The sequence below is a fragment of the Burkholderia sp. PR2 genome (assembly GCF_052372875.1).
In the GTDB taxonomy this organism is placed as follows: Bacteria; Pseudomonadota; Gammaproteobacteria; order Burkholderiales; family Burkholderiaceae; genus Burkholderia; species Burkholderia diffusa.
In genome coordinates this window covers 1,554,267-1,571,581 of the sequence record NZ_JBQRWH010000004.1, presented here as the reverse complement: position 1 = coordinate 1,571,581, position 17,315 = coordinate 1,554,267, and the positions used below count along the sequence as shown (strand labels likewise).

The following is a 17,315-nucleotide window of genomic DNA, read 5'->3' as shown; positions in this document are numbered from 1 at the left end:
AGGCCTCCTTCGTTCAGCTCTGGCTCGCCTTCGGCAGGTAGTTGTTGCCGACGATCTCGCCGAACGGACCCGACAGCGGACCGGACGGCCGCGCCGCATCCTTACCCTTGATCAGCGGGAACACGAGCTCGGCGAAACGGTACGACTCCTCGAGGTGCGGATAGCCGGACAGGATGAACGTCTCGATGCCGAGATCCGCATATTCGCGCATGCGTTGCGCGACCTGCTCGGGGTTGCCGACGAGCGCGGTACCCGCGCCGCCGCGCACGAGACCGACACCGGCCCACAGGTTGGGATACACCTCGAGCGCCTCGCGGCCGCCGCGCTTGCCGCCGTGCAGCGCGGCCATCCGGCGCTGGCCTTCCGAATCCATGTTCGCGAATGCCTTCTGCGCGCGAGCGATCGTCTCGTCGTCGAGACGGCTGATCAGGCGCTCGGCATCGCGCCAGGCTTCGTCCTCGGTCTCGCGCACGATCACGTGCAGGCGGATGCCGAACCTGATCTTGCGGCCGCGCGCCTCGGCGCGGGCGCGAATATCGGCGATCTTCTTCGCGACGGCCTCGGGCGGCTCGCCCCAGGTCAGATAGGTGTCGATGTGATCGGCGGCGATCGCGTGCGCGGCCGGCGACGATCCGCCGAACCACAACGGCGGATGCGGGCGCTGCACGGGCGGATAAAGCGCCTTGCCGCCCTTCGATTGAAGGTGCTTGCCGATGTAGTCGAACCCGCCGTTGTCGTGCGATGCGGACAGCAGCCCGCGCCAGATGTTCAGGAAGTCGTCGGTGATTTCGTAGCGCGTGTCGTGGTCGGCGAACAGTCCGTCGCCTTCGAGCTCGGCGGCATCGCCACCCGTTACGACGTTGATCAGCAGGCGGCCGCCCGACAGACGGTCGAACGTCGCGGCCATCCGCGCCGCCAGGCCGGGCGATGCGATGCCGGGACGCACGGCGACCAGGAACTTCAGGCGCTGCGTCGCCGGAATCAGGCTCGACGCGACGACCCACGCATCCTCGCAGGAACGGCCAGTCGGCAGCAGCACGCCTTCATAGCCGAGCGTGTCGGCCGCGACGGCGATCTGCTTGAAATAATCGTAATCCGCGGCGCGCGCGCCTTCAGCGGTGCCGAGATAACGGCTGTCGCCGTGTGTGGGAATAAACCAAAAAACATTCATCTGCTGCTCCTGCTTGACTGTTCTTGCCGGAATCTGGATAAAACGAGCCCCTGCTCGCGTCGCGGATGAGCGACGCATGCATGGTGTGCGTTCGAATCGGGATGGCTCGCCGGTCAGGCCGTGCCGCGGGCGAGTACGCTATTGCACGGCTGTTTCTGGGAAATCAGTCTATGGATCGCTGCAGGGCTTTGGAACGATTTTTTTGAGCTTAGGTTTTCCGCTTTCGTGATTAGCACGACGCTCCAGCGAATATCGCGTCGGCCGGGCCCTATAATGACGCACCTATCCGAATAACTTCGCCCGGACGGCCCCGGCCGGCCGCGCGTGCAATGCACTCACCGATGCAGAAAGTCATCCTGCCGTTCCTGTCCGGCTTCCTGGCCGCCCTCTTCTTTCGCGAAGCGACGCTCGCGCTCCTGCATACGGCCGACCTGATCGCCGCCACCGGGTTCTCCACGCAACCTTTCGCGCCGCTCGGCATTCCTGAATTTGTTGCGAACGCATTGATCAGCGCGTGCTGCGCGATTCCGATGGCGTGGCTGCTGCGCGTGACGCCGGATCGTGAGGCGCCGTGGATCGGCGCGCTGGTGTTCGGCGGCATCGTGCTGACGGCCGCCCGCGTATTCGCGATCGATCCGCTGCGCGGGATCTGGCCGTCGGGCAACATGATGCCGGTGCTCGCCGCCGGTTTCGCAGCGAACGCGGTCTGGGGCTTCGGCGCGCTCGTGTTCATGCGCGCGTTCATGTCGGACGACGCCGGCGACGAATAACGCACGTCTTGCGGCAAGGCCCCCGGCCCACTGCCGCCAGGCCGGGTCGGCATCCCCAAATGAAAAGGCCGCCTGCACACGATGCAGGCGGCCTTTTTGCTTTCCGCGTCGATACCGCGGTGCGTCAGTCCTTCAGGTTGCGCAGCGGATGCGTGTCGGGCGTCCACGGGCTGTCGAACATCGCGAGGACGTCGGTGCGGTCGATATCGGCGATCGACTTGAAACGCCAGGCCGGCTGATGGTCCTTGTCGACGATCAGCGCGCGCACGCCTTCGATCACGTCGCCGTGCGCGAACGTCGAACGCGTGAGGTCGAGGTCGCGCCGCAGGCAATCGGCCATCGTCGCCCCGCGCGCCCGTTCGACGACTTCGAGCGATACGGCCATCGACAGCGGCGACAGCTGGCTGCGCATCGCATCGGTCGCCTTTCCGACCCATCCGTCGACCGCAGCGCAATCCTGCTCGGCGTCGAGCGATGCGAGGATCGCACCGATATCGGCTTGCGCGAAATGCCGGTCGATCCTGGCGTGCGCGTCGGCCAGCGCCGACGTGTCGGGCGTCGGCACGACCTTGTGCGATGCGGCCGCGTCGGCCACGCACGCGACCGCCTGCGCGCCGCTGTCGATGCGCGCGCTGCGCAGCGTATCGAACAGCGCCGGCAGCGCGGCGTCGGGCAGGTATGCGTCGGCAAGCTGCGCATACAGTGCGCCGGCCGCGTCGAGCGTCGCGCCGGTCACCGCGAGATAGGCGCCGATCGCGCCCGGCGTGCGCGCGAGGAACCAGCTCATCCCGACATCGGGGAACAGGCCGATGCGCGTTTCGGGCATCGCCATCTTCGTCGAGTCGGTGACCACACGCAGGCCGCCCGTATGCCGTGCCGCCTGCGAAATGCCCATGCCGCCGCCCATCACGACGCCGTGCATCAACGCGATGTACGGTTTCGGATAGGTGAAGATCGTATGGTTGAGCGTGTATTCCTCGATGAAGAACGTATCGACCGCATCGCGGTCGCCACGCTGCCAGGCGTCGTGGAAGAAACGCACGTCGCCGCCCGCGCAGAACGCGCGAGGATGCGGGCTGTGCACGACGACGGCGACCACGTCGGCGTCGTCGCGCCACGCGTCGAGTGCCTGCTGCATCAGCCGGATCATCCCGACCGACAGCGCATTCAGCGCCTTCGGCCGGTTCAGTTCGAGATAGCCGATGCGGTTCGCGACATACGCGCGGACATCGGGCTGGGCGGATTCCGCGGAAGCGGAAGTGGAATCGGTCATGTGTGTCATCCGGCGTATCGCGGGCGCACGCTCAGTGCGCCTGCATCTTCGAGAACAGGTTCAGCACCACGACGCCCGAGATGATCAGCCCGAGGCCGATCACGGCCGGCAGGTCCGGCACCTGGCGATAGAGCAGCATCGCGACGAGCGTGATCAGCACAATGCCGGCACCCGACCACACGGCATAGATGATGCCGACGGGCATCGTGCGCAACGTGAGGGACAGACAGTAGAACGCGATGCCGTAACCGGCCACGACGAGCGCCGACGGCCAGAAGCGCGTGAAACCGTCCGCCGCGCGCAGCGCGGACGTGCCGACCACTTCCGCGACGATCGCGATCGCGAGCCATGCGTAACCCGGAAGCTGCATCGCTCAGCTCCTTGCAAGTGCCAGCACGGCGTAGTCCTGCCCAAGCTCGGCGCACAGCGCTTCGACGACGAACTCGTGATCCGCGCGCTGCGGCAGCCCCGATGCGGTGATCGAGCCGATCACGCCGGCCCCCGCGACAGTCAGCGGAAACGCGCCGCCGTGCGGCGAATATTCCGAGATCGGCAGTCCGTGCTTCTCGGCGAGCGTGACGCCGGCCTGCTGCATGCGCAGGCCGATCGCATACGAGCTGCGGCGGAAATGCGCGACGACGTTGCGCTTGCGGCGCACCCAGTCGGCGTTGTCGGGGGTCGCACCGGCGAGCGCCGCATAAAACAGCGGCTGGCCGAACGTGACGATGTCGATCGCGATTGCATGACCGCGCGACGTCGCGAGCGCATGCATCCGGTTGCCGAGCGCCCAGGCGCGAGCCGGGTCGAAATGGGGAAACACAAGCGCCTGTTCCTGCGCGCCGATCGATTGCAGATCGTGAGCGATGTCCATGAATCCGTCGATGCAGTAGTCAAGTGTTGCAACGGCACCGACGCAATTCGCGCGCGACCCCGCTGCAGGAATGAACGACACAAGCAAACCGCTCGATTCTAGCTCACGCGCCTGCCGTACCGGCCCTGCAAGCGCCCCGCCGGCGATTGCAACGCGATTGTCAGAAAGTGCTTGCAAGCGTTCCGGATAGACCATATAATTCATTTCTTCGACGGACGCGGGGTGGAGCAGTCTGGCAGCTCGTCGGGCTCATAACCCGAAGGTCGTAGGTTCAAATCCTACCCCCGCAACCAACGTCCCGATTCATGCAAAAAGCCCGGCTCAATGCCGGGCTTTTTGTTTTTCGGCGCCCGATTCCGCGCATCACACGTTGTGCTTCGCACCGCACGCCGCGCGCATGCGCTCGCGTTCAAGAATGCCCCGCCCCGGTGATACACTCGCATCACCTCGTCCCTCCCACTCGACATGAAATTCTGCTCCGTCTGCGGTCACGAAGTCATCGCGCGCATTCCTCAGGGCGACAACCGTGAGCGCTTCGTCTGCGATCACTGCGGCACGATCCATTACCAGAATCCGCGTAACGTGGTCGGCACGGTGCCGGTCTGGGGCGAACAGGTGCTGCTGTGCCGCCGCGCGATCGAACCGCGCTACGGTTTCTGGACGCTGCCGGCGGGCTTCATGGAGATGGGCGAGACGACGGCCGAGGCCGCCGCGCGCGAAACGCTCGAGGAAGCCGGCGCACGCGTCGAGGTGCAGAACCTGTTCACGCTCCTCAACGTGCCGCATGTGCACCAGGTCCACCTGTTCTATCTGGCGCGGCTCACCGATCCGGCTTACGAGGCCGGCGAGGAAAGCCTCGAAGTCAAGCTGTTCGACGAAGCCGACATTCCGTGGGACGAAATCGCGTTCCCGACCGTCAGCCAGACGCTGCGCTTCTTCTTCGCCGATCGCGCCGCCGGCGACTACGGCGTGCATACCGGCGATATCTTCCGCTCGCTGCGCAACGGCTGAGCCCGCGCCCCATGGTCCCCTGGCTCGGCCCGGACGATCCGTTTCCGCCCATCGAACGCGCGCTCGGTCCGGCGACCGGCGCGCCGGGGCTGCTCGCCGCGAGCGCCGACCTGCTACCGTCGCGCCTGATCGAGGCCTACCTGCGCGGCATCTTCCCGTGGTATTCGGACGGTCAACCCGTGCTGTGGTGGAGCCCCGACCCGCGGATGGTCCTCGTGCCAGCCGAATTCAAGGTGTCCCCGTCGCTGCGCAAGACGCTCAGGCGCGTGCTGCGCGACCCCGCGTGGGAAGTGCGCGTCGACCACGACTTTCCGGGCGTGATGCGCGCGTGCGCGCAGGCGCCGCGTCGCGGGCAGCGCGGCACCTGGATCACGGCCGAAATCATCGACGCGTATACATCGCTCTATCGTTCCGGCAACGCGCACAGCATCGAGACGTGGCATGACGGGCGCCGCGTCGGCGGCCTCTACGGCGTCGCGTTCGGACGGATGTTTTTCGGCGAATCGATGTACGCGGATGCCACCGATGCGTCGAAGATCGCACTGGCAACGCTCGTCGCCCATCTTCGCGAGCAGGGGCTGGAGATGATAGACTGCCAGCAGAATACGTCGCATCTAGCGTCGCTCGGCGGCCGCGAGATCGCACGCAAAGCCTTTGTCGCTCACGTGCGCCGCGCGGTAGCCGAACCGCCGATTCCGTGGCAGTTCGACAAGCGCGCGCTCGCCGCACTGACGGGCCCCGCAGAACCGGCCGCCCCCTCCGGGATCGAGCGCTAGCGCGGCACTCCCTCCCTGCATCGAGAGCTGCCCATGACTCACCCGACTGAGCTGCCGCTTTCACCGCTTTCGGCGCTGCAATTCTATGCAACGGCGCCCTATCCGTGCAGCTATCTGGACGGCCGCGTCGCGCGCTCGCAAGTCGCGACGCCGAGCCACCTGATCAATTCCGACATTTATACCGAGCTCGTGAAGGCCGGTTTCCGGCGCTCGGGCGTGTTCACCTATCGTCCATACTGCGACGGCTGCCGCGCCTGCGTGCCGGTGCGCGTGCCGGTCAGCGCGTTCAAGCCGTCGCGCACGCAACGCCGGATGTGGAAGCGGCACCGCGCGCTCGTCGCGACGGTCTCGCCGCTGCACTACGACGAGGAGCACTACGCGCTCTACATGCGCTACCAGTCGGCGCGCCACGCGGGCGGCGGCATGGATCGCGACAGCCGCGACCAGTACGAGCAATTCCTGCTGCAGAGCCGGATCAATTCGCGCCTCGTCGAATTCCGCGACCTCGACGCGCCGGGCGGCGAGCCCGGCAAGCTGCGCATGGTCAGCATGATCGACATCCTCGGCGACGGACTGTCGTCGGTCTATACATTCTTCGAGCCGGACGACCAGCACACGAGCTACGGCACGTACAACATCCTGTGGCAGATCGAACAGGCGAAAAGCCTCGGCCTGCCGTACGTGTATCTCGGATACTGGATCCGCGAGAGCCCGAAGATGGCCTACAAGGCAAACTTCCATCCGCTCGAAGGGTTGCTCGACGGCCGCTGGAAAGTGCTCGATCCGGATCGGGTCGACCTGCCGCCGGTCGACGCGGCACTCGCCCGCGCGCCGCTGCCCGGTGGACATTCCGGGTCGGGCTGACGTGAGCGACACCGGCGTGGTTGCACGAGAGCGGCGCGCGTCCGTCCCGGTCATGAAGCGGCTGACGCGCGGCACGGCGACCGTCGCCGCGGGCCGCCACGAAGCGAAGCCCGCCCTTGCCGCACAACTCCCGGTAAAATAGCGGGTTGTCATTCATTCCGGCCGTCCGCCCAATTCCCGTGTTCAGTTCCCTCTATCCGCTGGCCCGCGCATCCCTGTTCAAGATGGATGCGGAAGACGCTCACCACCTCACGCTGCGCGCGCTCGGCGCGGCCGGCCGCACCGGCCTCGCCTGCGCGCTGTCGGCCCGCGTGCCCGATGCGCCGCGCACGGTGATGGGGCTCACGTTCCGCAACCCGGTCGGCCTCGCCGCCGGCCTCGACAAGGACGGCGCGGCCATCGACGGCCTCGCGGCGCTCGGCTTCGGCTTCATCGAGGTCGGCACGGTCACGCCGCGCCCGCAGCCGGGCAACCCGCGCCCGCGGATGTTCCGCCTGCCGCAGGCCGAAGCGCTGATCAACCGGATGGGCTTCAACAACCACGGCGTCGACCAGTTCGTGAAGAACGTCCAGGCCGCCCGCTATCGCGGCATCCTCGGCCTGAACATCGGCAAGAATGCCGATACGCCGATCGAACGCGCCGCAGAGGATTACCTGTACTGCCTCGAGCGCGTGTATCCGTTCGCGAGCTACGTGACGATCAACATTTCGTCGCCGAACACGAAGAACCTGCGCCAGCTGCAGGGCGCGGGCGAGCTCGACGCGCTGCTCGCCGCGCTGAAGGACAAGCAGCAGCGCCTCGCCGACCTGCACGGCAAGCTCGTGCCGCTCGCGCTGAAGATTGCACCCGATCTCGACGACGAGCAGGTCAAGGAAATCGCCGATACGCTGCTGCGCCACAAGATCGAAGCGGTCATCGCCACCAACACGACGCTGTCGCGCGCAGCCGTGCAGGGCCTGCCGCACGCGGACGAGGCCGGCGGCCTGTCGGGCCGCCCGGTGTTCGACGCATCGAACGAAGTGATCCGCAAGCTGCATGCCGAAGTCGGCAGCGCGGTGCCGATCATCGGCGTCGGCGGCATCTTCTCGGGCGAGGACGCACGCGCGAAGCTCGCGGCCGGCGCGTCGCTCGTCCAGCTGTACACGGGCTTCATCTATCGCGGCCCTGCGCTCGTCGCCGAATGCGTGAAGGCGATCGCGCACGAACGCGCCGCGTAATATAGCCATAATCAAACGATATTTAGAGTCCGATTGCATTTTTGCTATGATCGGCCTCACATTCAGAATCAAGCGCCCCGCTGGGGCAAGGAAGCCCACACGATGAAAATTTCGCTGCTGAAGAAGCTGCTGGTCGCCGGCCTGATCGGTACGTCGTTCGCTGCCGCCACCGCGCATGCGGCCGACCTCCTCGACGAGGTGAAGCAACGCGGCACGCTGCGCGTCGGCCTCGAAGGTACGTTCCCGCCGTTCAACTCGAAGAATCCGCAAGGCGAACTCGTCGGCTTCGACGTCGACATCGCGAAGGCCGTCGCCGCGAAGCTCGGCGTGAAGACCGAGTTCGTCACGACCGAATGGAGCGGCATCATCGCGGGCCTGCAGGCCGGCAAGTTCGACGTGATCGCCAATCAGGTCGGCATCACCGACAAGCGCAAGGAAACGCTCGACTTCTCGCCCGCGTACACGTACTCGTCCGCTCAGCTGATCCAGCGCAAGGACGACACGCGCCAGTTCAAGTCGCTCGACGACCTGAAGGGCAAGAAGCTCGGCGTCGCGCTCGGCACGAACTACATGGACATGGCGAAGTCGGTGCCCGGCGTCGACGTGAAGACGTACCCGGGCGCGCCGGAGTACCTGCGCGACCTCGCCGCCGGCCGTCTCGATGCGGCGCTCAACGACCGCCTGATGCTCGCGTACCTGACGAAGAACTCGCAACTGCCGCTGCGCCCGGGCGCGAACGTCGGCTCGGCGAACCCGTCGGGCATCCCGTTCAAGAAGGGCAACCCGAAGTTCCAGAAGGCGATCGGCGACGCGATGGCGCAACTCGAAGCCGACGGCACGTTCACGAAGATCTCGGACAAGTGGTTCGGCATCGACGTGACGAAGCCGATCAAGTAAGCACGCCTCTGTTTCCCGCCTGACGGCGGGCCGGAAAGGGCGGCATCCGAAACGATGCCGCCCTTTGTTTTATCGGTCCGGTTTATGATTGCGCTTTCGCGCACGCATTCGCTTCGTATTCCATGTCGACAACGTCCCTGCTCGTCCAATCGCTGCCGGTGCTCGCCCAGGGTGCCGTGCTGACCGTCAAGTTCGCCGTGCTGTCGATGGTGTTCGGCATGCTCGGCGCCGTCGTGCTCGCGATGATGGGCATCCGGCAAAGCGAGCCGCTCGACGGCTTCGAACGCATCTGGGTCAACGCGCTCGCGGGGCTCGCGCGCGCGTACGTGAGCCTGATGCGCGGCACGCCGCTGCTCGTGCAGATCTTCGTCATCTATTACGGGCTGCCAAGCCTCGGCATCTCGCTCGACCCGACGCCGGCCGGCGTGATCGCACTGTCTGCGAACGTCGCCGCCTACATGTCCGAAAGCATGCGCGGCGCGATCAACGGCATTCACCGCGGCCAGTGGCTCGCGTCCTACAGCCTCGGGCTGTCGTGGGGGCAGACGGTGCGCTACGTGATCGGCCCGCAGGCACTGCGCATCGCGGTGCCGAGCCTGTCGAACAGCCTGATCAGCCTGATCAAGGACACGTCGCTCGTATCGGTGATCACCGTGACCGAACTGCTGCGCAGCGCACAGGAAGTGATCGCGGCGACCTACCAGCCGCTGCCGCTGTACCTGGCCGCCGCCGCTGTCTACTGGGTGCTGTGCCAGATTCTCGAATGGGTCCAGCGCTGGTACGAAAAGCGCCTGTCGCTGCCCGCGCGGCACTGATCACGAAACACCTCCCGCCGGGCCGCGATTGCGCGCCCGGCTCCCGCCTTCCCTTCCTTCCCGCCTACTCGCCCGAATAGCGCACGCCGAGCGCCGCGCGTGCCGCGTCGGTCATCGCAATCATTCGCCGCGAATGGTCGTGCGTCATGATCGGGCTCTCGAGTTCGCCGGCGCGCAGCAGGTCGCAGAAATGCGCGGTCTCGTAGTTCAGGCCACCGCCATCGATCGGCGCATCGAGTTCGACCGTGCGCCCATCCGCATAGCGAATCGTCGCCCGCGCGGGGTTCCACCACTTCTCGTGAATCGTCACGTGCCCGCCTGCCGCGGCGATCAGCGCGTCACCGCGTCCCATCACGTCGAGCCCGCAAAAGAGCTGTGCGATGCCGCCGTTCGCGTGACGGCTGTTCAGGCTCGCGAACACGTCGACGCCCGTGGCGCCGATGCGGCCGAGCGTCTGCACGTCGACTGCCTCGCCAAGCCAGTCGACCGCGAGAAACGCTTCGTAGATCCCGATGTCGAGCAGCGCGCCGCCGGCGCGGTCGAGTCGATAGACGGAATGGTCGCCCGGCACCGACGACGACGCGCAGCCCGCGCGCACGAGCCGGATTTCGCCGATCGGGTCGTCGTGCAGGTGCGCGCGCAACTGACGATACAGCGGAAAGAACGGCGGCTTCATCGCTTCCATGAAGAGCCGTCCGGCAACGCGTGCCGCATCCAGCACGGCGTCGAGTTGCGTCGCGTTCAGCGTCGCGGGTTTTTCGCACAGAACGGCCTTGCCGGCGGCCAGCGCCGCTTGCGCGTAGTGCGCGTGACTGTCGTGGAGTGTCGCGATGTAGATCGCGTCGATGTCGCTCGCGAGGAGCGCGTCGAGGCTGGCGGCAGGCGCGCCGCCGCAGCTGTCGCAAAAGGCGGTTGCCGCGTCGGCGCGGCGTGCCCATACGCCGGCGAGCGTGGCAACCGGCACGTGAGCGAGGCTTTGCGCGAATCGGCGTGCGATGCTGCCTGCGCCGACGATGCCGAAGCGCACCGGGCGGTTGTCGAGGTCGTTCATCCGGATCTTCCGTGTCGGTCGTATGACGGTGGCCGGCACGCTGCCGGTCGGCCGTCATGATAAACGGCTCGCCGGCGCACGGATAAGCGACGCGTGTCGATTCAGGCGCGCACGGGCACGTCGACGGAGAAATCGCGCGAAATCTCGTCGGCGCTGAAATCGATCAACGCGAGCGAAGCCGCTTCGGCTTCGCGCGGGTCGCGGCGTTCGATCGCATCGACGACGCGCGCATGCGCCTTCACCGCGACGTCGTGCGCCCCCTCCTTCTGCGCAACGCGCGGATTCACCAGGCGAACCGCGCCGCGCACGATGGCCGCCATCTGCTGGAAAAACTGGTTGCCGCTCGCCTGAACGATCCGCGTGTGCAGCAGTTCGTCCGCCGTGTCGTATCCAGGGTCGCCCGGCTGCAACACCTTGAACGCTTCGAATGCCTCACGAATGCCCGCGATGTCGACCGCCGTCGCACGAACGGCCGCCTGCGCGGTCGCGCGCGGTTCGATCAGCATCCGGAATTCGATGACGTCGCGCATGAACTGCGGATCCGGCTTTGCACGGAACCGCCAGCTCACCACGTCTTCATCGATCATGCGCCAGTCGCGCATCGGTCGAACGCGCGTACCGACTTTCGGACGCACGTCGAGCATGTCGCGCGCAAGCAACATCGACAATGCTTCGCGCATCACCGTACGGCTCACGTCGAACTCTTTCGACAGCACGTCCTGCGGCGGCAAGATGCCGCCGTACTTGTCCTCGACGATACCCGAGACAAGCCCATCCATCACTTTGGCGACCAGTGACCGGTCTTTGCCCTGCTCCATGACACCTCCCCGTGCGTCGATTTGCGAACACCTGCTCCGCAGTTCCGCCGGCCCTGGTTACTACTGTTCTTATGATCTATAAGTTGATGAGTTCGGGGATATTTCGCTATCTGGTAAACACCTGACAGGGTTATCCCTCTTTCTGATGTGGTGATTTATAAGGCTTCAAAAAAAGCCCGGAAAGCGCGCTGCGCTTGCCGGGCCGGGCTTTCCGTCGAATTTAAACATGCAATCCATTACGGCATCCTGACGCCATTACGGACTGCTTCTCATTCAGTTTCGATTAATCGGGATAAACGATCGTTTCAACGCCGTTTGCCGTGCCGAGCAGGCACAGATTCGCGCCGCGCTCGGCGAACAGGCCGACCGTCACGACGCCCGGCCATGCGTTCACCTGCGCTTCGAAACCGCGCGGGTCGGTGATCTGCAGCCCCTTCACATCGATGATTTCGTTGCCGTTGTCAGTGATGTACGGCTCGCCGTCCTTCGTCACGCGCAACACCGGCACGCCGCCCAGCGCGGCCAAGCGCCGGCCGATCGCCGTGCGCGCCATCGGTACGACCTCGATCGGCAGCGGGAATGCGCCGAGCACCGGCACGCGCTTGCTGCCATCCGCGATGCAGACGAACGTATCGGCCACCGACGCGACGATCTTCTCGCGCGTCAGCGCACCGCCGCCGCCCTTGATCATTGCGCCGCTTGCGTCGATCTCGTCGGCACCGTCGACGTACACCTGCAGCGATTCGACCTCGTTCAGGTCGAACACCTTGATGCCGTGCGATTTGAGGCGTTCGGTCGTCGCGATGGAACTCGACACGGCGCCGCGGTAGCGCGATTTGACGGCCGCGAGCGCGTCGATGAAGCAGTTGGCGGTCGAGCCGGTGCCGACGCCGATCACGGCGCCTTCCGGCACGTTCTGGATCACATAATCGGCGGCTGCCTGGCCGACCAGGCGTTTGAGTTCGTCTTGAGTCATGGGGTGGGAATACAGCGGGATTGCGGAAAACCGGCAGTTTACCGGACTCGGATGACGACCCGGGCTTTTTCGGTGCGTGTTGCGGCACCGCGCGCCCTGATCGATCGTCAGGGCGCGCCCGTTGCGGCACCGTCCTCCGCAGGTGGCGTGGCGGGGAAATACTTGTCGAGCAGCGCTTGCGCGATCGCATCGGTCCCGGCGTCCGGGTTGCCCGCATAGTCGGATGGCCGGAAATGCATCTGAAACGCCGAGAATACGCGTTGCGTGCGCGCGTCGAGCACGCCGTCGGTTGGCACGTCATAGCCGTAGCGTGCAAGCTTCAGCTGCAATTCCCGCACGTCGACGAGCGCGTGCGGATCACGACCGCCTAGTCGCGCGGCTACGGTCGCGTCGTCCGGCCACGCGCCGACGCCGGCTTGCGCAAGCGCGTGCCACGGGAACAGCGGCCCCGGATCGATCTTGCGTTGTGGCGCGATGTCGCTGTGCCCGACCACGCGCGTCGGCAAAATTCCGTAGCGCGCGACGATGTCCTTCGACAGGCGGATCAGCGCATCGACCTGTTCGGGCGGATACGGCTGCCACGTGCGGTCTTGCGGATCGAGCGGGCCGCGGTTCACGTTCTCGATGCCGATCGACGCCGCGTTGAGCTCGGTCGTGCCCTGCCATTCGCTGATACCCGCATGCCATGCGCGTTTCGATTCGGGAACGAGCTGGTAGACGACTGGCATCCCGTATTCGACGCGTGGTTGCGGCGGCACGACGTAGTGCGCGCTGACTGAATCGCCCGTCAGCGTGCTCAGCGATCTCGCTTCGTCGCTTTCGGTGTAATGCATCACGAGAAAGCGGATCCGCGAATCGGCGCCGCGCGCATGCAGGCGCGTATCGGCGTAGTAGGCACCGCGCTCGACCAGCGACGGCGATGTACAGGCGGCCAGCAGGCCGAGGATGGCGCACAATGCGCCGAGGCGAAACAGGGTCATGGTCCGCGAGTTCCGGGAGCCGCGTGCCGCGCGCAGTGGCGGCACGCGTCGTTCGGGGCGTAACGGCCCGCGCATCGCGCGAGGCCGCGTGGGTCAGCCCGTATATCAGCCCGTGTATCAGCCCTTCACGCGCCGCTGCCGCACCGCTTCGTAAAGGCACACGCCGCTCGCGACCGACACGTTCAGACTTTCGACGCTGCCGGCCATCGGGATACTCATCACTTCGTCGCAGGTGTCGCGCGTGAGCCGACGCATGCCTTCGCCCTCCGCACCCATGACGATGGCGACAGGACCATCGAGCTTCGTGTCGTACAGCGTCCCCGGCGCCTCGTCCGACGTGCCGATGATCCACACGCCGGCCTCCTTCAGCTCGCGCAGCGCGCGGGCGAGGTTCGTGACCGTGATGTACGGCACCGTGTCGGCCGCGCCGCTCGCGACCTTCGCCGCGGTCGCGTTCAGGCCGACCGCGCGGTCACGCGGAGCGATCACCGCATGCGCACCGGCCGAATCGGCGACACGCAGGCATGCGCCGAGGTTGTGCGGATCGGTGACGCCGTCGAGCACCAGCAGCAGCGCCGGACCCTGGATGCCGTCGAGCAGTTCGGACAGGTTCTGTGCGAGCGGAACGTCCTCGACGCGCGCGACGACGCCCTGGTGGCGCTCGGTATGCGCGAGACCCCACAGGCGGGTTTCATCGGCTGCGATCAGCCGCACGCCCGCTTCCTTCGCGGCGTGCAGGAAGTCCTGCATGCGGCGGTCGCGGCGCGTCTGGTCGTACAGCACCTCCGCAACCGTCGACGCATCGTGCCGCAAACGTGCGGTCACCGCATGAAAACCGTAAAGAACCTTCAGACGTGACATGACTGGAACAACCTTCGATCAAACGTGCGGCCGCGCGATGGGCGCAGCCGCGATCCATGGAAAAGGAAAGCGCCGCGTTGCCGGCCGGTGACCGGTAGAACGCGGCGTCTCTCGATACTGCAGGGGCACGCGCGTGCGCTGCCCCAAACGCTCAATACTTTTTGTGGGCGTGTACCTTCTTCGCGGCCGTCTTCGCCGGCGCGCCGCCCTTCTTCTTCGCCGCACGCGTGTCGTTTACCGCGGCGGCCGGTGCGCTGGCCGTCCGCTTGCGACGCGGCGCGGCTTCCTCCACCGGCGGCAACGAGCGCACGCGCGGGCCGCCGCGATCGTTGCCGTTGCCGACAGCAACCGGCGCCGATGCGGGACGCGGCGCCTTCACCGGCGTGTCGCGCACGAGGCGGAAGTCGATCTTGCGCGCATCGAGATCGACGCGGCTCACCTGCACGCGCACGCGATCCGACAGGCGATAACGGATGCCCGTGCGCTCGCCGCGCAGCTCGTTCTTGATCTCGTCGTACTGGAAGTAGTCCGAGCCGAGTTCCGTGACGTGCACGAGCCCTTCGATGAACAGCGTGTCGAGCTGCACGAAGATGCCGAACGACGTGACGCCGTTCACCATCCCGCCGTATTCCTCGCCGAGCTTGTCGCGCATGAAGTAGCACTTGAGCCAGGCCTCGACGTCGCGCGACGCTTCGTCGGCACGCCGCTCGTTCGCCGAGCAATGCAGGCCGAGCTCTTCCCAGATCGCGGTGTTCACGCGCGAACGGCCGCGCGCTTCGTCGTCGGCCTGCTGCATCGCGCGGGCGCGTGGCGACAGCGCGGTGTTCAGCTCGAAGCCGTCCGGTGCCTTCGGCGTGTACTTCTTGCCCGACAGGATCGCGTAGATCGCGCGGTGCGTGAGCAGGTCGGGATAGCGGCGGATCGGGCTCGTGAAGTGCGCGTACGCCTCATACGCGAGACCGAAGTGGCCGATGTTGTCCGGGCTGTAGACGGCCTGCTGCATCGAGCGCAGCAGCATCGGCTGCAGCATCTGCGCGTCGGGCCGGTCGCGAATCTGCGCCATCAGCGCCGCATAGTCGCTCGCATGCGGCTTCTCGCCGCCGCCGAGCGACAGGCCCATGCCGCGCAGGAACGCGCGCAGGTTCTCGAGCTTTTCCGGCGTCGGCCCCGCGTGCACGCGGTACAGGCCCGCATGCTTGTTGCGCTTAAGGAAATCGGCCGCGCAGACGTTCGCGGCCAGCATGCATTCCTCGATCAGCTTGTGCGCATCGTTGCGCTGACGCGGCACGATCTGTTCGATCTTGCCCTGCGAGTTGCAGACGATGTACGTCTCGGTCGTGTCGAAGTCGATCGCGCCGCGCTTCTGGCGTGCGGCGAACAGCGACTTGTAGACGCCGTACAGATCCTGCAGGTGCGGCAGCAGGTCCGCGCGGCGCGCGGCCTCCGGCCCCTTCGTGTTCGACAGCACGGCCGCGACTTCGGTGTACGTCAGGCGCGCGGCCGAATGGATGACCGCCGGATAGAACTGGTACGCCTTGATCTCGCCGCGCGCAGTAATCACCATGTCGCACACGAGCACGCAGCGGTCGACCTGCGGATTCAGCGAGCACAGCCCGTTCGACAGCTTCTCCGGCAGCATCGGGATCACGCGGCGCGGGAAATAGACCGACGTGCTGCGCTCCAGCGCGTCGGCGTCGAGGCCGCTGCCCGGCTGCACGTAGTGCGACACGTCGGCGATCGCGACGATCAGGCGGTAGCCGTCGCCGCGCCCGACCTTGGTCGGCTCGCAGTAGACGGCATCGTCGAAGTCGCGGGCGTCCTCGCCGTCGATCGTCACGAGCGGCACGTCGCGCAAATCGACGCGGAAGCGCAGGTCGGCCGGACGGACCGCGTCGGGCAGCGCGGCGGCATCGTCGAGCGCCCGCTGGCCGAATTCGTGCGGCACGCCGTATTTGCGCACGGCGATCTCGATTTCCATGCCTGGATCGTCGATGTCGCCGAGCACCTCGACGACGCGGCCGAGCGGTTGCGAATGGCGGCTCGGGAAGTCGGTCAGTTCGACGACGACGACCTGCCCGACCTTCGCCTTCTTCACGTTCTGCGTGATCAGGATGTCGTGGCCGATGCGCTTGTCTTCGGGTGCGACGATCAGCGCGCCGTTCTCGTTGAGCAGGCGGCCGATCACGCGCTTGTTGGCGCGCTCGGTCACTTCGACGACATGGCCTTCCGGACGGCCGCGGCGATCGTAGCCGACGATCCGCGCGAGCACGCGGTCGTTGTGCATGACCTTTTGCATTTCGCCGTTCGGCAAGAACAGGTCGTCCTGGCCGTCGTCGCGGATCACGAACCCGTAGCCGTCGCGATGCCCCTGCACGCGGCCGGCGACGAAATTCGACGGATGGGTGAGCTGATAGTGGCCGCGCTTGTCGAGGCGGATCTGGCCGTCGCGTTCCATCGCGGCGACACGCCGGAAGAACCCTTCGCGTTCCTGGCGTTTGATCGACAACGCTTCGGCGATGTCGTTGGCTGCCAGCGGCGCGTCGCTCGTACGCAGCACGCCGAGAATTTCTTCACGGCTCGGAATGGGGTACGGATATTTGCTCAAGGGTTTGTCGATGATTGTTCTCGTTGCGTTGACTGATGGTGCACGGCATCAACATAGAAGTGTCCGTCAGACAGTTCTATAGTGACGGCGGCGGATCATTCTATCACCCGCCTGTGTTGCCAAAAGACGCGAATGCCGCGTGCAGGCGCCGCAGCGGCGGGTTTGCAGTGCATTGCAAAAAAATGTTGACACAATTAATTGGGGCGCTATAATTCCACTTCTTTGCAGCAAGCAGCTACTGCAAAACGTGCCCAGGTGGCGGAATTGGTAGACGCACTAGGTTCAGGTCCTAGCGGTGGCAACACCGTGGAGGTTCGAGTCCTCTCCTGGGCACCATCTGTTTTTGAAAAGGTCGGCTT

Annotated in this window: 17 protein-coding genes and 2 tRNA genes; 9 read left to right on the top strand and 10 right to left on the bottom strand. The window is 66.0% G+C overall.

Annotated features, from left to right (window positions below):
• Positions 1-13: 13 nt before the first annotated feature.
• Complete coding sequence (gene ssuD, locus ACT2FV_RS24520; protein ID WP_151048582.1) at positions 14-1,171, bottom strand: FMNH2-dependent alkanesulfonate monooxygenase; 1,158 nt, start codon at positions 1,169-1,171, stop codon at positions 14-16.
• 341 nt (positions 1,172-1,512) lie between these two features.
• On the opposite strand from ssuD, the gene ACT2FV_RS24515 reads away from it, so the two are divergent.
• Complete coding sequence (locus ACT2FV_RS24515) at positions 1,513-1,941, top strand: hypothetical protein (protein WP_124629676.1); 429 nt, start codon at positions 1,513-1,515, stop codon at positions 1,939-1,941.
• Between the two features lie 124 nt (positions 1,942-2,065).
• Here ACT2FV_RS24515 and ACT2FV_RS24510 read toward each other — a convergent pair whose 3' ends face one another.
• The 3 genes from ACT2FV_RS24510 to ACT2FV_RS24500 are packed head-to-tail and all read right to left on the bottom strand — an operon-like array spanning position 2,066 to position 4,085.
• A complete protein-coding gene (locus ACT2FV_RS24510) occupies positions 2,066-3,214 on the bottom strand; it encodes an enoyl-CoA hydratase/isomerase family protein (protein WP_444504975.1) in 1,149 nt (382 codons plus the stop codon).
• A 31-nt stretch (positions 3,215-3,245) separates the two neighbouring features.
• Positions 3,246-3,584 carry a DMT family transporter gene (locus ACT2FV_RS24505; RefSeq protein WP_034186989.1) on the bottom strand — a complete coding sequence of 113 codons (339 nt, stop codon included), beginning with the start codon at positions 3,582-3,584 and terminating at the stop codon, positions 3,246-3,248.
• A gap of 3 nt (positions 3,585-3,587) precedes the next feature.
• Positions 3,588-4,085 (bottom strand): heme-degrading domain-containing protein, encoded by a 498-nt coding sequence (locus ACT2FV_RS24500; RefSeq protein WP_124629673.1) that lies wholly within the window; start codon positions 4,083-4,085, stop codon positions 3,588-3,590.
• A gap of 216 nt (positions 4,086-4,301) precedes the next feature.
• Here ACT2FV_RS24500 and ACT2FV_RS24495 point away from each other — a divergent pair.
• From ACT2FV_RS24495 to ACT2FV_RS24465, 7 genes are all read left to right on the top strand, one after another.
• Positions 4,302-4,378: transfer RNA gene (locus ACT2FV_RS24495), tRNA-Met, on the top strand.
• Positions 4,379-4,550: 172 nt separating this feature from the next.
• Entirely contained in the window at positions 4,551-5,096 is a 546-nt protein-coding gene (locus tag ACT2FV_RS24490; protein ID WP_059603283.1) for an NUDIX hydrolase, read from the top strand.
• 11 nt (positions 5,097-5,107) lie between these two features.
• A complete protein-coding gene (gene aat, locus ACT2FV_RS24485) occupies positions 5,108-5,872 on the top strand; it encodes a leucyl/phenylalanyl-tRNA--protein transferase (protein ID WP_059532910.1) in 765 nt (254 codons plus the stop codon).
• Between the two features lie 33 nt (positions 5,873-5,905).
• Positions 5,906-6,736: an arginyltransferase gene (locus ACT2FV_RS24480; RefSeq protein WP_444504974.1), complete on the top strand. Its 831-nt coding sequence runs from the start codon at positions 5,906-5,908 to the stop codon at positions 6,734-6,736.
• Positions 6,737-6,915: 179 nt separating this feature from the next.
• Entirely contained in the window at positions 6,916-7,953 is a 1,038-nt protein-coding gene (locus ACT2FV_RS24475) for a quinone-dependent dihydroorotate dehydrogenase (protein WP_059603292.1), read from the top strand.
• Between the two features lie 102 nt (positions 7,954-8,055).
• A complete protein-coding gene (locus ACT2FV_RS24470; protein ID WP_059603294.1) occupies positions 8,056-8,850 on the top strand; it encodes a cystine ABC transporter substrate-binding protein in 795 nt (264 codons plus the stop codon).
• 122 nt (positions 8,851-8,972) lie between these two features.
• Positions 8,973-9,665 carry an amino acid ABC transporter permease gene (locus tag ACT2FV_RS24465; protein ID WP_444504973.1) on the top strand — a complete coding sequence of 231 codons (693 nt, stop codon included), beginning with the start codon at positions 8,973-8,975 and terminating at the stop codon, positions 9,663-9,665.
• A 64-nt stretch (positions 9,666-9,729) separates the two neighbouring features.
• On the opposite strand, the gene ACT2FV_RS24460 is transcribed toward ACT2FV_RS24465, so the two are convergent.
• The 6 genes from ACT2FV_RS24460 to rnr all read right to left on the bottom strand — a co-directional run bounded on the left by ACT2FV_RS24460 (position 9,730) and on the right by rnr (position 16,956).
• Positions 9,730-10,716 carry a Gfo/Idh/MocA family protein gene (locus ACT2FV_RS24460; RefSeq protein ID WP_444504972.1) on the bottom strand — a complete coding sequence of 329 codons (987 nt, stop codon included), beginning with the start codon at positions 10,714-10,716 and terminating at the stop codon, positions 9,730-9,732.
• Positions 10,717-10,817: 101 nt separating this feature from the next.
• A complete protein-coding gene (locus tag ACT2FV_RS24455; protein WP_059603302.1) occupies positions 10,818-11,534 on the bottom strand; it encodes a FadR/GntR family transcriptional regulator in 717 nt (238 codons plus the stop codon).
• A gap of 283 nt (positions 11,535-11,817) precedes the next feature.
• Positions 11,818-12,510, bottom strand: a complete 693-nt coding sequence (gene rpiA, locus ACT2FV_RS24450; protein ID WP_059603305.1) for a ribose-5-phosphate isomerase RpiA — start codon at positions 12,508-12,510, stop codon at positions 11,818-11,820.
• A gap of 107 nt (positions 12,511-12,617) precedes the next feature.
• Positions 12,618-13,490, bottom strand: a complete 873-nt coding sequence (locus ACT2FV_RS24445) for an N-acetylmuramoyl-L-alanine amidase (protein ID WP_444504971.1) — start codon at positions 13,488-13,490, stop codon at positions 12,618-12,620.
• Between the two features lie 117 nt (positions 13,491-13,607).
• Positions 13,608-14,351 carry a 23S rRNA (guanosine(2251)-2'-O)-methyltransferase RlmB gene (gene rlmB, locus ACT2FV_RS24440; protein WP_059467602.1) on the bottom strand — a complete coding sequence of 248 codons (744 nt, stop codon included), beginning with the start codon at positions 14,349-14,351 and terminating at the stop codon, positions 13,608-13,610.
• Between the two features lie 151 nt (positions 14,352-14,502).
• A complete protein-coding gene (rnr, locus tag ACT2FV_RS24435; RefSeq protein WP_444504970.1) occupies positions 14,503-16,956 on the bottom strand; it encodes a ribonuclease R in 2,454 nt (817 codons plus the stop codon).
• Positions 16,957-17,205: 249 nt separating this feature from the next.
• Between rnr and ACT2FV_RS24430 the strand changes: the two genes are divergently transcribed.
• Positions 17,206-17,292 (top strand) — tRNA-Leu (locus tag ACT2FV_RS24430).
• The last annotated feature ends 23 nt before the right edge of the window (positions 17,293-17,315 follow it).

Coding starts and splice junctions, on each gene's coding strand:
- ssuD (WP_151048582.1), bottom strand. CDS start 1,171: ATGAATGTTTTTTGGTTTATTCCCACACACGGCGACAGCCGTTATCTC.
- ACT2FV_RS24515 (WP_124629676.1), top strand. CDS start 1,513: ATGCAGAAAGTCATCCTGCCGTTCCTGTCCGGCTTCCTGGCCGCCCTC.
- ACT2FV_RS24510 (WP_444504975.1), bottom strand. CDS start 3,214: ATGACCGATTCCACTTCCGCTTCCGCGGAATCCGCCCAGCCCGATGTC.
- ACT2FV_RS24505 (WP_034186989.1), bottom strand. CDS start 3,584: ATGCAGCTTCCGGGTTACGCATGGCTCGCGATCGCGATCGTCGCGGAA.
- ACT2FV_RS24500 (WP_124629673.1), bottom strand. CDS start 4,085: ATGGACATCGCTCACGATCTGCAATCGATCGGCGCGCAGGAACAGGCG.
- ACT2FV_RS24490 (WP_059603283.1), top strand. CDS start 4,551: ATGAAATTCTGCTCCGTCTGCGGTCACGAAGTCATCGCGCGCATTCCT.
- aat (WP_059532910.1), top strand. CDS start 5,108: ATGGTCCCCTGGCTCGGCCCGGACGATCCGTTTCCGCCCATCGAACGC.
- ACT2FV_RS24480 (WP_444504974.1), top strand. CDS start 5,906: ATGACTCACCCGACTGAGCTGCCGCTTTCACCGCTTTCGGCGCTGCAA.
- ACT2FV_RS24470 (WP_059603294.1), top strand. CDS start 8,056: ATGAAAATTTCGCTGCTGAAGAAGCTGCTGGTCGCCGGCCTGATCGGT.
- ACT2FV_RS24465 (WP_444504973.1), top strand. CDS start 8,973: ATGTCGACAACGTCCCTGCTCGTCCAATCGCTGCCGGTGCTCGCCCAG.
- ACT2FV_RS24460 (WP_444504972.1), bottom strand. CDS start 10,716: ATGAACGACCTCGACAACCGCCCGGTGCGCTTCGGCATCGTCGGCGCA.
- ACT2FV_RS24455 (WP_059603302.1), bottom strand. CDS start 11,534: ATGGAGCAGGGCAAAGACCGGTCACTGGTCGCCAAAGTGATGGATGGG.
- rpiA (WP_059603305.1), bottom strand. CDS start 12,510: ATGACTCAAGACGAACTCAAACGCCTGGTCGGCCAGGCAGCCGCCGAT.
- ACT2FV_RS24445 (WP_444504971.1), bottom strand. CDS start 13,490: ATGACCCTGTTTCGCCTCGGCGCATTGTGCGCCATCCTCGGCCTGCTG.
- rlmB (WP_059467602.1), bottom strand. CDS start 14,351: ATGTCACGTCTGAAGGTTCTTTACGGTTTTCATGCGGTGACCGCACGT.